Source organism: Stutzerimonas sp., assembly GCF_982611455.1.
This window is the reverse complement of sequence record NZ_CEXBBO010000059.1, coordinates 1-13,736: the sequence shown is the minus strand read 5'-3', so window position 1 is coordinate 13,736 and position 13,736 is coordinate 1. Positions and strand designations below refer to the sequence as shown.

General features: G+C 56.7%; 13 protein-coding genes, 2 tRNA genes and 2 pseudogenes. 7 read left to right on the top strand and 10 right to left on the bottom strand.

The features are described 5' to 3' along the window. Window positions 1–306: 306 nt before the first annotated feature. On the top strand, window positions 307–1,902 hold the full coding sequence (locus tag AC2LD7_RS21125; protein ID WP_484599597.1) for a DUF6119 family protein: 1,596 nt from the start codon (window positions 307–309) through the stop codon (window positions 1,900–1,902). Between the two features lie 361 nt (window positions 1,903–2,263). Beyond that, on the top strand, window positions 2,264–2,719 hold the full coding sequence (locus tag AC2LD7_RS21120) for a helix-turn-helix transcriptional regulator (RefSeq protein WP_484599596.1): 456 nt from the start codon (window positions 2,264–2,266) through the stop codon (window positions 2,717–2,719). Here the strand turns inward: AC2LD7_RS21120 and AC2LD7_RS21115 are convergent. The 4 genes and pseudogenes from AC2LD7_RS21115 to AC2LD7_RS21100 form a co-directional block, all read right to left on the bottom strand. Continuing rightward, the gene (locus tag AC2LD7_RS21115) at window positions 2,632–3,156 is read right to left on the bottom strand and encodes a helix-turn-helix transcriptional regulator (RefSeq protein ID WP_484599595.1); all 525 of its coding nucleotides are present in this window, start codon (window positions 3,154–3,156) and stop codon (window positions 2,632–2,634) included. The two genes, AC2LD7_RS21120 and AC2LD7_RS21115, sit on opposite strands and share 88 nt — an antisense overlap. A gap of 4 nt (window positions 3,157–3,160) precedes the next feature. Continuing rightward, entirely contained in the window at window positions 3,161–3,436 is a 276-nt protein-coding gene (locus AC2LD7_RS21110; RefSeq protein ID WP_131651225.1) for a hypothetical protein, read from the bottom strand. A gap of 61 nt (window positions 3,437–3,497) precedes the next feature. After that, window positions 3,498–4,177 (bottom strand): annotated as a pseudogene (locus tag AC2LD7_RS21105) (tyrosine-type recombinase/integrase). A gap of 112 nt (window positions 4,178–4,289) precedes the next feature. Next, window positions 4,290–4,643 carry a histone-like nucleoid-structuring protein, MvaT/MvaU family gene (locus AC2LD7_RS21100; protein WP_484599594.1) on the bottom strand — a complete coding sequence of 118 codons (354 nt, stop codon included), beginning with the start codon at window positions 4,641–4,643 and terminating at the stop codon, window positions 4,290–4,292. Window positions 4,644–5,074: 431 nt separating this feature from the next. Between AC2LD7_RS21100 and AC2LD7_RS21095 the strand changes: the two are divergent. Continuing rightward, window positions 5,075–5,369: pseudogene (locus AC2LD7_RS21095) on the top strand (replication initiator protein A); the annotation flags it as partial. A 1,033-nt stretch (window positions 5,370–6,402) separates the two neighbouring features. On the opposite strand, the gene AC2LD7_RS21090 reads toward AC2LD7_RS21095, so the two are convergent. The 5 genes from AC2LD7_RS21090 to gacA all read right to left on the bottom strand — a co-directional run bounded on the left by AC2LD7_RS21090 (window position 6,403) and on the right by gacA (window position 9,722). After that, window positions 6,403–6,476 (bottom strand) — tRNA-Cys (locus AC2LD7_RS21090). Window positions 6,477–6,520: 44 nt separating this feature from the next. Then, window positions 6,521–6,596 (bottom strand) — tRNA-Gly (locus tag AC2LD7_RS21085). Window positions 6,597–6,665: 69 nt separating this feature from the next. Beyond that, window positions 6,666–7,223 carry a CDP-diacylglycerol--glycerol-3-phosphate 3-phosphatidyltransferase gene (pgsA, locus tag AC2LD7_RS21080; protein ID WP_484599593.1) on the bottom strand — a complete coding sequence of 186 codons (558 nt, stop codon included), beginning with the start codon at window positions 7,221–7,223 and terminating at the stop codon, window positions 6,666–6,668. Between the two features lie 34 nt (window positions 7,224–7,257). Continuing rightward, the gene (gene uvrC, locus AC2LD7_RS21075) at window positions 7,258–9,078 is read right to left on the bottom strand and encodes an excinuclease ABC subunit UvrC (RefSeq protein WP_484599592.1); all 1,821 of its coding nucleotides are present in this window, start codon (window positions 9,076–9,078) and stop codon (window positions 7,258–7,260) included. Next, the gene (gene gacA / locus AC2LD7_RS21070) at window positions 9,078–9,722 is read right to left on the bottom strand and encodes a response regulator transcription factor GacA (RefSeq protein ID WP_255975870.1); all 645 of its coding nucleotides are present in this window, start codon (window positions 9,720–9,722) and stop codon (window positions 9,078–9,080) included. The genes uvrC and gacA overlap by 1 nt, the downstream gene beginning before the upstream one ends. A 500-nt stretch (window positions 9,723–10,222) precedes the next feature. Here gacA and AC2LD7_RS21065 point away from each other — a divergent pair, with 500 nt between their 5' ends. The 4 genes from AC2LD7_RS21065 to AC2LD7_RS21050 are packed head-to-tail and all read left to right on the top strand — an operon-like array spanning window position 10,223 to window position 11,796. Next, the gene (locus AC2LD7_RS21065) at window positions 10,223–10,576 is read left to right on the top strand and encodes a metalloregulator ArsR/SmtB family transcription factor (RefSeq protein WP_484599591.1); all 354 of its coding nucleotides are present in this window, start codon (window positions 10,223–10,225) and stop codon (window positions 10,574–10,576) included. Between the two features lie 39 nt (window positions 10,577–10,615). Further along, entirely contained in the window at window positions 10,616–11,329 is a 714-nt protein-coding gene (gene arsH / locus AC2LD7_RS21060; protein WP_484599598.1) for an arsenical resistance protein ArsH, read from the top strand. A gap of 15 nt (window positions 11,330–11,344) precedes the next feature. Then, window positions 11,345–11,470 carry a hypothetical protein gene (locus tag AC2LD7_RS21055; protein WP_484599590.1) on the top strand — a complete coding sequence of 42 codons (126 nt, stop codon included), beginning with the start codon at window positions 11,345–11,347 and terminating at the stop codon, window positions 11,468–11,470. Then, complete coding sequence (locus AC2LD7_RS21050; protein ID WP_484599589.1) at window positions 11,470–11,796, top strand: YnfA family protein; 327 nt, start codon at window positions 11,470–11,472, stop codon at window positions 11,794–11,796. Before AC2LD7_RS21055 ends, AC2LD7_RS21050 begins: the two co-directional genes overlap by 1 nt. A 156-nt stretch (window positions 11,797–11,952) precedes the next feature. On the opposite strand, the gene AC2LD7_RS21045 is transcribed toward AC2LD7_RS21050, so the two are convergent. Further along, a partial coding sequence (locus tag AC2LD7_RS21045; protein WP_484599588.1) for an alpha/beta hydrolase family protein occupies window positions 11,953–13,736 on the bottom strand: 1,784 nt, incomplete at its 5' end.

Sequence of the window (13,736 nt, the reverse complement as noted above, 5' to 3'; positions counted from 1 at the left end):
TTTTCAGTCGGCAGAACAGCCTCTACTGGGTCAGTTTTCGGTCAGCGGCAACAAAGAGCGGACAGTCAGTAGGTCGCACACGCCCCACAGGCTCTCTGGGCCAAAGCCTCACCTCCTTGCCACTACGGTGACGCTTTCTGCAAAAATTGTCTCGCTCCCGTCGTTGAGTTGGCGACGAAGCCAAGTTGGGATGACTAAACAGTCGATCGCCGAAAGCGGCGGACCCTCTGTACCGCCCGGGTTGCGCTCGCGGCTCGTTGATGTCACTTTGACATCAAAGACCCTCGACTTCCAAGCGGATTGGTCATGAATAACACCTACAACATATATAAGGTCAAGCACACGAAGCTCACACAGCTAAAGGAAAAGCTGAACGCCGTTGGGCTTCAAGAGCAAAAAACTCGCATCTCAGATGACTATTCAATGACATTCTATTTTTCCGACAAGGTAAAAGGAAATGACATCTGGTGGTGGGAAACCTATCGAAATTTTTTTAACGACGACGTCGTCAAACCCACAAATACCTTCCATTTTGGGATGCTGCTGTGTCATCACATTAACAAGCCTGAACATATCTATGCTGTCAGCCTAGGGAAGGCACATTTCTACCTTTCTAAGTTCATTCAGAACGATTTCGGAATAGACCTAGCTGTACGTATGGCGGATGAGAACACCATCCTGCTCAAGAAAAGTCGATATTTTACTGGTACTAAAAGGCAGGACGTATCTTCCTATCAGCGATTCCAACCCAATGGATACGAGCCTGGTGAGTCCGTCGATCATCTCAAGCTCAGGGCATCCGACAAGGATCTGTGGGGTGAACGGAATATTATTTTTGCCGACTCGATCCAAATGGATATGGATCGAAATCCACTTGACCTCTCCGAGATATTTGATCGTATAGAGGCAAGTATGGAGGGCGAGGAGATTATTCGACTTCCAAAGCTGGAACCTGTCACTGATGAGCTGCGTGCCGAACTTGACAAACTTTTATTTTCGGCCATCAAGACTCAGCAGGGACACGTAATAGTCGACGATTTCCACGTGTATGGCGTTGCAATTTGCTTCAGCTTTCACGATTACGACTATAGATTATCTGCCAAGAAACCCGGCGAGACCGGTAGCTATCGCAAAAAGATTGGCAACTCTTTAACCGTCATTGAGATCAGCGATTTTCTCATAGAGCACGATGATATTGATGACATAAATTCCGTCACTGTGCAATTTAAAAGTGGCGATCAGGGCGCATTTACTCAAGATCTTAAAGAGATACTAGATCTGCCCATCACCTATGAGGGGTATCAGTACTTCTTGAGGAATGGTGATTGGTATAAGTTTAACCAGACCTTCATGGGCTACCTAAAGCATTCAATCGGTACAATTGCCACAGTGTTGATGGAGCCGCTCGACGAGACGGACTACATCCGCTGGCGCGATGAGAAGCAACGTAGGATAGACGCCAACGAGCCAGTCGACGACAAAATTACCTACCGCGAAAGCTACTTCAATAAGAAGCAGTGTGATGACCATGGATACATACTGCTTGATCGGCAGCTCACGCTGCTACAGTCAATGGAAAGGGGCAAGAAACAGTATCGCGTCGAGGTGGCAGACCTTTACAAAGATAAGGAAATAATTTCGGTAAAAATCTCGGAGACCAGCTCAGAGCTTATTTACAACATAGAACAGTCAAGAGATGCAGTTGAACTCATCAGACGAAATGAAATCGAGTTTAACCAAGAGCTTTCGGTGGCAGCCTTATGGTTTGTATTTGAGGATGAGATCCAGAAGATCACCGAGTTCAACTCGATTCAATTTCTCCTCGCAGTAGAGTCTTGGCAAAGAGTCGTAAGAAGCTTGGGGCTCACGCCGAAAATATACCTATCTAAACATAATAAGTGAGCTTGTCGTTGGGGGTTGAATCCAAGCCAACAGGTGAGCTATTTCGGAGCCTAAACACCGTAAATTATCGACGCTAGAAGCTTGCATTTGACTCGATAATTTTCTGCCCCAATCTATGCCAGGTAGAGGCCGTTTTTGGGCCGGTAGCTGCCAGTCGTGACCGACTGCAATTGCCCGAAGCCTTCGTGGTGGTGCTGTCCTTCGCTCGCTGGCATCAACTGAATCCCGCGACTACAAGGGCATTGCAGATGGATCTAGGTTTCGTTCCTCTACGCTGCAACAGGTTGTCTCGATAGGTACCGAACCGCACCATGCCGCTATTCCGCAGACTCCCTTAGTCAACGTGGAACCACAATCGCCTATGCCCAGCTTACTGATTTCTAAAAACAGCGAGCCACTGCCCATTCCAGAGACAGACGGCTACGACGTGCTACCACAGTTTCCGAAGCAAAGCCCCCTACCGTTTCGGCGCACCATCCGGCGACAAGAGCTAAAGCAGATCATCCCTCTGTCCGAAACGACCATCTACGAAATGGAGCGGCGTGGCGAGTTTCCGCGACGCTTTAACCTGACACCGCGTTGCGTCGTATGGGACTTAGCTGAGGTGGAAGCCTGGATCGAGGAACGCAAGCAGGCGCCTCGTAGAGACATCAGCGGCCCGGATGTCCGCCTACGGAAAACCCGTCCGGTTCGGTCGTACTCAGATCAGGAATGTGGCCGGCGATGGCATCAGCCAACAAGCGCCTCCAGTTCCCAAGAAGTCGAGCGAGGTAGGCGTCGAGTTTCCTTCGCCAGATTGACCTGCAAGGCCACTTGAGCCACCTCCAGAACATCCCTCGCCAGCGAATAGCTGCCCTTGGTCTGCAGCCAGGCCAGCACGTCCGCCAGGTGCCAGATTGACGCACTGCCCTCGTGCACCGGTGCGGGGAAGCTGCCCGGATTGGCCAGCATCAGCTTGCGCATGTTTTGTCGCGATACACCAACCATTTCGGCCACGTCAGTGAGGCCGACCAGATCCGGAGCGACCTCTATCAGCCTGGCCGAGGGCACCGCATGGCGCACATCGGCCAGTGCACTGCGCACAGCCGCATCCGCATTCTCCGCCTCTCGAGTGAACTCCAGAGCCAGCCGACCCGGCTGGCCGATGCCGACCAGAGCATCGTCGCAGCCCGCTTCGCCAAGGCGCTCGACCAGAATATCCGGGGTACGGTCGTCCTCAGCGAGTTGGTATTTCAGGGTGAAGGTGTATTCCATCGTGCTACTCCTCTGCACCGTTGGCAGTATCCTGCTGCGTACGATGCGTGGTGCAGTTGTCCACCACGCGGCGTAAGGCGCGTGCATGGTTGCTGGGGTTCTTCGGCGTACTCCACACGCTGGTGATGCAGAACTCGCCGCAGCGACATTCCTCGTCGTTATAGGGACAGTAAATCCGCCCCCAGGCGTGACTGCCGCCAACTTCGATGCGCCACCCCTGCCCTTCGGCATGTTTAAGCGCTTCTTCGATCTCCTTCTTCGGATGCGAAGGACGGGCCATGGATGGTCTCCAGTATTCGTATGATTCGACAGGTTGTCAACTGACAACCTGTACATTCCTTTTATACGGCAGCACTCAATACCGGCACGGATACATTGTCCGGCAACAGCTTCGGCAGGTGAGTCCGACCATCGATCCAGGCATCAACCATGTCTGCCCACTCTTGCAGCATGTGGCGCCGCTGCTCCGCATATTCGGCCTTGTTGTAGACCGAGTGCGAGGAACGCCCGTCCTCATGCGCCAGGCACTTCTCAATCCAGTCACCATTGAAGCCCACTTCGTTGAGTAGCGTAGAGCCAGTCCTTCTCGCCATGCAGGATTGCGAACGCAAAGACCTGCTTCACGATGTCGCGAATGTGGACGGCCGTGGCCGGCGCACCACGAGCCTTCACCTTGGCACAGAGCGCGCGCAGACCGTCAGGGGTGATTTCGATCAGGATCGAAGACAGGTAGGATGTCGCGATCGATTATGCTCTTGCGCATGGACCGCATACTGTCGGCCATACGCGCATCGGCCAGCCATCTCATCAGCATCTCACCAAACGACTTGGCAGCGGTCAGACGCCGCTTGGCTCGCTGTTTTTCCAGGGAGGGAGATATGTTGGCATCCAGCAGCTTCTCGCGAGCCATGGCTAACGAAATACCCGCCGGGCGATACCGTCACGTACATGCCATCGCGGCCAGGAGCCTTGTAGGGCTTGGCCTTGGATTAAGATTGCGCAGCGCAGTGTCGGTCAGCATCGTGTTTTTCCTCCTGTCCATAACGGCTTTTACCGTCAAGGGCCAGGAGACCTGCTGATGCCGGGTAGGCTAGTACTTCCAGGCCGTGCAGCGACCTGCGGCAGTCGCCGGATCAAGTGCCCCAGGACTTTACCATCTCGGCGCCGTATTTTGCTTTCCAAGCATTGATCACCTTGTGGTTGCCGCCCTTGGTCTCGACGACTTCGCCTGTATGCGGATTCGTATATACCTTCAATGTTCGTGGACGACGGACACCCTGCGGAACGGTCTTGTTTACGACAGGCTGTGGGTCGAGGATATCCAGAACGGTTTTCAGGCTGAAGCCGTATTCCTTCAGAAGCGCATTTAACTTGGTTTCGAATTCGATCTCCTGCTGCAACTTGTCATCGGCCTTGAGTTTATCCAAGGCGGCGAGTTGCTCGGCGAGTTGGGATTCAAGGCGTTTGTATTCGGCTATCTTGCTCATCTTAAATCTCGCAAGTCGTGAAAAAAATTTAGCGGTGCCAAAAGTTCGTGCTGAACCCCCAAAGTCATCGGAGTTCGGTCCTATTATATAATTTCCACTCCCTTAAAAGACGACGCCAAGTCGGAGTATTCAGACCGATTCCACCCTGTTTATTTACGTAAAGCTGAACAATCCGCTTTAGCACAAAAAGACTTTTGTGCTTTCGGCTTCTCTACATTTACGGTTCTATAGAATGACTCTCCTGAACGGCTCGCCAAATCGGCCCCATCGCTCAAGGGTAAGCGCGGATATATTGCGCCGGCATGAGCAGGCAATATTCACCGACGCGAGCCTACCCAACGTAACTCCCCCTCTTGCCTGCCTCGGTTCCGCGGATCGACCACGCCGAAGACTGATCTCGATGGCAAGCTAGCTCGTCGAGGTGAGAGACGCCGATCCGGCTGATTCGGGCAATTCCTTACGAGATCCTGCGCTTTATCGCTCACGGGACCGCCGTTCGCGGCTACCGTCGCCTGGAGGTGACTGGGACAGGTTCCAGACGACGAGTGTGGCCACCTCGATACGGCAGACAACTGGGCGCCGTGTGCATCGTTTCTCGTGGATCAGTGAGTGGAAATAGCTCGCGGCTCTCGACGGCAAGCCGCTGGGTATCGCTCTGATCCTGCCCAGCTGGTTCTATGCAGCGTGCTGGACCGGGCGCTGATCCTCACGACCATGTCCGCCCACGCCTGCAATACTCGCCACCGCTGCCCCGCGTATTCAGCACTTGCTATAGGCCGAGCGCGAGGAAGCCCCATCCCCGTGCGCCAAGTACTTCGCAATCTAGGCGTCACTGAGCCCACTTGGTTGAGCAGCGTTGAGCTGATCCTGCATTAATCTTAACCGTAAACGGCCCCTACGGTAGCCCCGCCGCCGTGGCGCGCTATACGATGAGTTGGGTGATCCAGTTCAGGGTGGCGCGCAGGCGATACCAATCTCGAGCCAGAGCGGAACAGGTGTTCAGGGCTACGAATAGAAACTGGCGGCTAGGTAGGTCACGTGCGGGCCGTAAATAAAAAAGCCGCCCTTGCAGAGGCAAGGACGGCTTCAAATTGGTGCCCGAGGCCGGAATCGAACCGGCACACCTTTCGGTGGGGGATTTTCTTCCCACTTCGACTTTCGCCGCCGTCCTGCAATTTGCCGGACGTTCGTGGGCTGGAGCACGCCTTCACCATAGCCTTGCGGCCGTAGGTGCCCGCCGTCTGCTCTCTACACCTTCCCAAGCAGGCTTGGGCTTGGCTCGGCGTTGGCTCGGACACCGAAGTATCCAGGGCTTTCACCGAGTTTGACGGGCTTCACTTCGGACGTTTCCCTCCGAAGGCTCAAATTGTTTAAGTCCCCTGTGTCTACCGATTTCACCACTCGGGCATAGTGCGCAACGCGCAAAACTACGTACCACCTTCTACTGGCGCCTAGCTGGCCCCTAGCTCGCCAAGGCTAACGACGAAACTACCTCCTGGCTACTCGCAACCCATTGTCAGCATTAAAACTTTTAGCCCAGCTGGACAAGCTGAAAATACTTGACAAGTAGGATTTTAAGTCCCTTGCGTCTACCAGTTTCGCCATCCGGGCAAGGACGGTGATACGCGATGCGCGATCGCGGCGCAGGACTATAACCAGCCACCCGTCGAGGTGCAACCCGAACGCCGCTACGAAACCCTGAAAGCCGAATCGCAGGCATAAAAAAACCGCAAGCTTGCGCTTGCGGTTTCTTTATTAATGGAGGCCGATGTCGGAATCGAACCGGCGTACACGGATTTGCAATCCGCTGCATAACCACTCTGCCAACCGGCCTCAAAACGAAGACGCCGCATACTGCGGCGCCATCGTCAACAAATTGGAGCGGGAAACGAGACTCGAACTCGCGACCCCGACCTTGGCAAGGTCGTGCTCTACCAACTGAGCTATTCCCGCGTCGTCTTGATGACGGGCGCCATTTTATAGCTTCAGCACGTCCCGTCAAGCCTTTGATTAAAAAAGTTTTTATTTCTTTTCCGTAGGGCTGAGATGGGGCCAGGCAGCCATAAGGTAATTGACCATCGACCATAGCGTCAGCCCGGCGGCGATGATCAACAACGCATACCCGATTCCTACCCAGACGGTCGCCAGCGGTGGGTTCGCAAGCAGGATGACGAGCGCCACCATCTGTGCAGCGGTTTTCCATTTCCCGAGGTTGGACACCGCCACCTGCGCCCGCGCGCCCAGTTCGGCCATCCATTCGCGCAGCGCCGATACGACGATTTCGCGCCCGATGATGATCGCCGCCGGCAAGGTCAGCCAAAGGTTCGAATGCTCCTCGACCAGTAGCACCAGTGCTACTGCCACCATCAGTTTGTCTGCCACCGGGTCGAGAAAGGCACCGAATGGCGTGCTCTGCTGCAAGCGCCGCGCAAGGTAGCCGTCGAGCCAGTCGGTTATCGCGGCAAAAGCGAACACCGCACTCGATGCCAGATAGCTCCATTGAAAGGGAAGATAGAACAGCAGAATGATGATCGGTATCAGCAGTACACGCAGTACGGTGAGAATATTTGGAATGTTCATCGATACCACTGATCCACGGATTTAGGAGGCGATTCTACTCACTGTGTAGAGCGGCATAAATCGCCTCGGCAAGCTTTTTACTGATTCCGGGCGCCTTGGCGATTTCCTCAAGGCTGGCGCGGCACAGTTCCTGAAGACCACCAAAATGCTTGAGCAGCTCGCGGCGGCGTTTCGGTCCGATGCCAGGCACGCCCTCCAGCGTCGAGGTGGTCCGTGCTTTTCCGCGCCGCGCACGATGGCCAGTGATAGCGAAACGGTGGGCCTCGTCGCGCACTTGTTGAATCAAGTGCAGCGCTGGCGAGTCCCCCGGCAGAGTGAATTCATGCGCCGCATCGTTGAGGTATAGCGTTTCCAGGCCGGGCTTGCGCGTTACGCCCTTGGCCACACCCAACAGGATCAGCTCGGGCACGGCAAGCTCCTGCAACACGTCGCGAGCCATGTTGAGCTGCCCCTTGCCACCGTCCACCAGCAATATGTCCGGTAGTTTGCCCTCCCCTTCGGCAGCTCTTTTGAACCGTCGGGAAAGTGCCTGATGCATCGCCGCATAATCATCGCCAGCGGTAACGCCTTCGATGTTATAGCGGCGGTAATCGGACTTCAGCGGTCCTTCCGGACCGAATACCACACAAGACGCGACCGTGGCTTCGCCGCTGGAATGGCTGATATCGAAACATTCGAGTCGTGTCGGTGGTTCGTCCAGGTCCAGCGCCTCGGCCAGGGCCTGAAAGCGTGCAGCCAGATGCTGACGATTTGCTAGACGCGCTCCAAGTGCCTGCTCCGCATTGGTCAGCGCAAGCTGTTGCCAGCGCGCGCGAGTGCCGCGTACGCGGTGGGTTATGGTCAGCTCGACGTCGCGCAATTCGACTACCGCACTGATCAGGGTGTCAAAGGCTTCATGAACGGTATTGACGATCAGTTCGGACGGCAGATCGCGTTCCATGGATCCGAGGTAATACTGCTCGAGAAACGCCTGCAGTACTTTGCTGACGCTCTCCTCAATGGCTACTTGCGGAAAGAAATTCTTGCTGCCCAGCACCCGACCACTGCGCACGCTGATCAGATGCACGCAGGCACCGCCTGGGCTCACCACGGCCGCAACGATATCGACGTTGCCGCTACCGCCTTCCATGCTCTGTTGATCCTGCACCCGACGAAGGATGCCGATCTGGTCGCGGATCTCCGCGGCACGCTCGAAATCGAGCGCCATCGCCGCCTTTTCCATGTTTTTCGATAGCTCTTCGGCCAAGGCATTACTGCGCCCTTCGAGAAACATCACCGAGTGCCGAACGTCCTCAGCGTATTCCTCTGGGTCGACCAGTTTTACGCAGGGCGCCTTGCAGCGCTTGATCTGATACTGCAGACAGGGCCGGGTACGATTGCGGTAATAGCTGTCTTCGCATTGACGGACGAAGAACGCCTTCTGCAACAGGCTGAGGCTTTCACGGATCGCCCCGGCGCTTGGATACGGACCGAAGTAGCGACCGGATTCCTTCTTGGCGCCACGGTGAATGCTCAGTCGCGGAAAATCTCCGCTTGAAAGAAACACGTAGGGGTACGACTTATCGTCACGCAGCAGGATATTGTAAGGCGGGCGCCACTGCTTGATTAGCGTTTGCTCGAGCAGCAGTGCTTCGGTTTCATTCGCCGTGATAGTGGTTTCGACTTGGGCGATCTTTGCGACCAGCGCGGCAGTTTTTGGCGCCTGGCCGGCCTTGCGGAAATAGCTCGCGAGGCGCTTCTTGAGATTTTTCGCCTTACCGACGTAAAGCAGCTTTGCGTCAGCGTCGAACATCCGATAGACGCCAGGACGCCCGCTGCAAGATGCCAGAAACGCAGAGGAATCGAAGCCGCTCATCAATTGATGGTATCGACCATGCCGTGACGGACCGCCAGCAACGCCAGCTCGACATCACTGGTGATCGAGAGCTTTTCGTATATGCGGTACCGATAAGTATTGACGGTCTTAGGCGACAGGCAAAGCTTGTCAGAGATGGTCTGGACCTTCTGACAATTGGCGATCATCAAAGCGATCTGGATTTCCCGCTCGGACAAAAGATCGAACGGCGAGCCGTTGACCTTCGGCTGGAACGATTTGAGCGCGAGCTGCTGGGCGATTTGCGGGCTGATGTAGCGCTGGCCGGCGAATACCATGCGGATCGCCTGGATCATCTCTTCCAGCGCAGCGCCTTTGGTCAGGTAGCCAGCCGCACCGGCCTGCAAAAGGCGCGTCGGGAAAGGATCTTCTTCACAGATGGTTACGGCGATGACCTTGATGTCCGGATGGCTGCGTAAGAGCTTGCGAGTGGCTTCAAGGCCACCGATTCCGGGCATTTTTACATCCATCAAAACCACGTCCGGCTTAAGTTCACGCGACTTTTTGATCGCGGTCTCGCCGGATTCCGCCTGACCGATTACCTGCAAGCCGTCGATATCGGCGAGCATTCGCGAAATGCCTGTGCGAACCAGATCGTGGTCGTCAACCACCAGCACTCTAATCAAGCAGACACCTCTTTCAATGCAAATTCAAAGCTGGCTGGCTGCTCGCTTCATAAGCGGCGGACTTTAACAAAAAACTGACCAGCTTACCCAGACCGCACATCGCCCATGGCCAAATGACACCACTCAGTCGACCTGCCAGGTATCGCCTCGAATGGATGTCGCCGGCCGGACGCCTGGCCGATCCACGTATTCAACAGACGCTGCTTACTGATTGCACGTGTCATCGCAGCGCCCATCTTACCCACATTACCTGTTGCAAGACGTTTGCACATGCTCGATAGCCTGCTCGGCAGGCGTTGGTTGACGGCGTTTCGGTGCCAGATATCTTTCCCACGAATTACCAAACGGTCCGTGGCCAGGGAAGTGATAAACGGTAGCGCTATTCGGCGCTCCATGCAGCGCGTAGCTTGCCCCGCACCCTTATTGAGCCGTGCGCTTTACTAAACATACGTATTTCCATATATTCGACCAGGCATATTTATAACGACTGCGTAGCTGCCATGACCGAGCTGGCCCCAACAACGGTTTTCAAATGTCTGTCCGACGAGACCCGTGCCCGCATGGCGCTGTTGATCGCCCGCGAAGGCGAACTGTGCGTCTGCGAGCTGACCTGCGCACTCGACGAAATCCAGCCGAAAGTATCCCGACACCTTGCCCAATTGCGCAGTTGCGGGTTGCTGGAAGATCGTCGTAAGGGCCAATGGGTCTATTACCGGCTGCACCCGCACCTGCCGGACTGGGTTCACCAGATGCTGCAAACCATTCTCGAGGCCAACAGACATTGGATCGAGCCCAACAGCCAGCGATTGGAAGCCATGCGCAATCGGCCCGAACGCCCCCCCCTCTGCGGTTGACCCCATTAAGGAGAACGTCGCGTGTCCGATGAACAACCCATACCGCGTGCCCTGCCCAATGTTGACGATCAGCTGTTTGTGCAGCCCGACATCGAGCGTCTGAGCCGCCCTGGCGACGCGACCCATGCGCCGCGCATCCTGCTGCTTTACGGTTCCAATCGCGAACGCTCATTCAGCCGCTTGATGGTCGAGGAAGCCGCGAGGCTTTTGCAGCAACTCGGCGCCGAGACCCGGATATTCGATCCATCGGGCCTGCCACTTCCAGACGACCAGCCCGACAGCCACCCGAAAGTCCGGGAGTTGCGTGAGCTGATGCAATGGTCCGAAGGTCAGGTTTGGTGTTCGCCGGAACGCCACGGCTCCATGAGCGCCGTGTTCAAGGCACAGATCGACTGGGTGCCGCTGGCCATGGGTGCGGTGCGCCCAACTCAGGGCAAGACGCTTGCAGTGATGCAGGTTTGCGGCGGTTCGCAGTCTTTCAATGTGGTCAACCAGTTGCGGGTACTCGGTCGCTGGATGCGCATGTTCACCATCCCCAACCAGTCCTCGGTGCCCAAAACCTTCCTCGAATTCAATGAGGCCGGCCGCATGAAGCCTTCGGCGTTCTATGACCGTTTGGTGGATGTCATGGAAGAACTGATGAAATTCACCTTGCTGCTGCGTGACCGCCAGGACTACCTCGTCGACCGTTATTCCGAGCGAAAGGAATCTGCAGAGTTGCTATCCCAGCGGGTCAATCAACGCTCCATCTGATCAAAGGAACCCAACGTGGCGCACCCCTACGATTTGCTCGCCGTTCCCGACACCACGGCAACGCTGATATTCACGCCCTGCCCCGGCACTCGTGAAACCAGCATTGCCTGCGCCCTCGACGTTCTGAAGGCCACCTGCTGATGCTCAAGACTTTTGCTTTGTTCGCGCTGACTGCCGTCGCTGAAATCGTCGGTTGCTACCTGCCTTATCTCTGGCTGCGACAGGGCAAGAACGCCTGGCTCTTACTGCCGGCGGCGCTGTCGCTGGCACTGTTTGCTTGGCTGCTGTCACTGCACCCGACTGCAGCAGGCCGCGTCTATGCCGCGTATGGAGGCGTCTATATCGGCACGGCAATTCTTTGGCTTTGGCTGGTTGACAAGATCCGCCCGACCAGCTGGGACCTGCTGGGGTCGGCGGTAGCCCTGCTGGGCATGGCGATCATCATGTTTGCCCCGCGCGGTACCTGACCTTCTTCATCCTTCGGGGAACACTGCCGCATGATTATCAAAGTGGGTATCAACGGTTTTGGACGTATCGGGCGCCCGGCCTGTATGCCGCCTGGGACTGGTCGGGAATTGTTCGAGCAGCAGGTTCATTATCACGTCAACCGCGCTGCGGCCGCCCTAGCGCAGGAGGCGCTGATAGAAGCGGCATTCCCGTTCCAGTGCATCGGCCAGGTTGATCGCCTGACGGAAACCGTGGCGCTCTTCCGGGTAGAGGCAGTACTCGACCTCCACGCCCCGTTCGCGCAGCGCGGCGACCATGGACTCGGTCTGCTCGGGTAGCACGACTGCATCCTGCCCGCCTTGAAAAAAGATCACCGGCATCTGAATCAGCGCCGCATTGCGCAACGGTGTTCGCTGCCGATAGCGCTCGGCGTCGACCTCGGGATCGCCGATCAGCCAGTCCAGATAATCGGCCTCGAACTTATGCGTCACCCGGCGCAACGCCAGCGGATCGCTGACGCCGTAGAGGCTCGCACCGCCGCTGAAGCCAGCATTGGCAGCCAGTGCGCAGAGCGCGCTGTAACCGCCCGCGCTCGAACCCCGGATGAACGTTCGCGTCGGATCAATTTGGCCGTTCGCGGCGAGCGCTTGTACCGCGGCGCAGGCGTCTTCTACTTCGATCACGCCCCATTCGCCTCGCAACCGCTGACGATAAGCACGCCCGAACCCGCTGCTGCCGCGGTAGTTGATATCAGCCACGGCGAAACCGCGCTGAGTCCAATATTGGATACGCGGATCGAAGACCGGGTAGCTGGCGGACGTAGGCCCGCCATGCATGAACACCACCAGCGGTGGCTGTTCTTGCGAAGGGCCTTGGCACTGCGCATTGCTCGGCGGGTAGAAAAACGAGTGCGCCACCTCGCCTTGCCCGGTAGCGAAGCTGAACGGCTGTGGGCGAGACAACTGATCGGCCGCCAAAGGCTGTTCGCCTCCGGCGAGTATTTCGATGCGGCTGCTAACCCTGTCGATCGCTAACACGGTAGGCGCCAGACCCGACGAGCTTGCGATGCAGTAAAAGTGTCGCTCGTCGGCAGCAAGCTGGCGGCAACGGCTAAATTCCATCGCCAGCTGGCGTTCATTGCCTTGGCTGTCTTGCTCGAACAACAATCCGTAGCCATCCACCATACGTGTCAACAGCAAAGCGCCGTCCGCCAAGGGTAGATAGCTCACCGTGCCCAGCTGCCAGGGCGCCGGCGCATGATCACACCCAGCCGCGCCGGTTACCGGAACAAGGCTGTCCTGCATCCTCCAGGGCTGCCACCAGCCTTCGTGGTCAGTCAGGCAATACAGCGTTCCGTCCGCAGCGAAGCGCGGCTGTTGCAGTGATTCATTTCCCGTCATACCGGACAGACACCGCGGCGCTCCCCAGCGATTCGCCTCGGTGCGTTCGGCAATCCAGAGGCTGGTGGCTGTCCATGGCTGTTCGGGGCGTTGCCACTCGATCCAGGCAAGACGTTGACCTGTCGCATCCAAGGTCGGTGACGAGTAAAAGTCGCTCCCCTCCATAAGGACGCTGCGGCTGCCATCAACCAGCGAGACGCTGACCAGACGGTGCGTTACGCGAGGTTCTTCCTGGGATTCTTCCACGGCGAGAATTGCCCGATGGCGCGTGTCGAACTGCAAATCACCGTACCGACGCGCGTCACTACAGGTAAGCGCAATGGGCGGTGTCGCTGCGTCAGCGGATAAATCCTGCAGGTAGATCTGTTGATCCTGCTCGTTGACGAAGGCCACCCCGGCGTCGGTCAGGCAGAAGGCGCCACCGCCGTATTCATATACGCGGCTGCGAAGCGAGAACCCGGGCGGCGTGAAGCAACGCGAGCCCTGAGCGTGCCAATACCACAATGTGGAACGCGCATCGGCCGGATCGTACTGAACCCAGAACACGCCCCCATGGCCAG

Excerpts from the sequence above, each read along its gene's own strand:
- AC2LD7_RS21125 (WP_484599597.1), top strand. The coding sequence starts at position 307 with ATGAATAACACCTACAACATATATAAGGTCAAGCACACGAAGCTCACA.
- AC2LD7_RS21120 (WP_484599596.1), top strand. The coding sequence starts at position 2,264 with ATGCCCAGCTTACTGATTTCTAAAAACAGCGAGCCACTGCCCATTCCA.
- AC2LD7_RS21115 (WP_484599595.1), bottom strand. The coding sequence starts at position 3,156 with ATGGAATACACCTTCACCCTGAAATACCAACTCGCTGAGGACGACCGT.
- uvrC (WP_484599592.1), bottom strand. The coding sequence starts at position 9,078 with ATGAGCGGCTTCGATTCCTCTGCGTTTCTGGCATCTTGCAGCGGGCGT.
- AC2LD7_RS21050 (WP_484599589.1), top strand. The coding sequence starts at position 11,470 with ATGCTCAAGACTTTTGCTTTGTTCGCGCTGACTGCCGTCGCTGAAATC.
- AC2LD7_RS21065 (WP_484599591.1), top strand. The coding sequence starts at position 10,223 with ATGACCGAGCTGGCCCCAACAACGGTTTTCAAATGTCTGTCCGACGAG.
- AC2LD7_RS21110 (WP_131651225.1), bottom strand. The coding sequence starts at position 3,436 with ATGGCCCGTCCTTCGCATCCGAAGAAGGAGATCGAAGAAGCGCTTAAA.
- AC2LD7_RS21100 (WP_484599594.1), bottom strand. The coding sequence starts at position 4,643 with ATGAGCAAGATAGCCGAATACAAACGCCTTGAATCCCAACTCGCCGAG.
- pgsA (WP_484599593.1), bottom strand. The coding sequence starts at position 7,223 with ATGAACATTCCAAATATTCTCACCGTACTGCGTGTACTGCTGATACCG.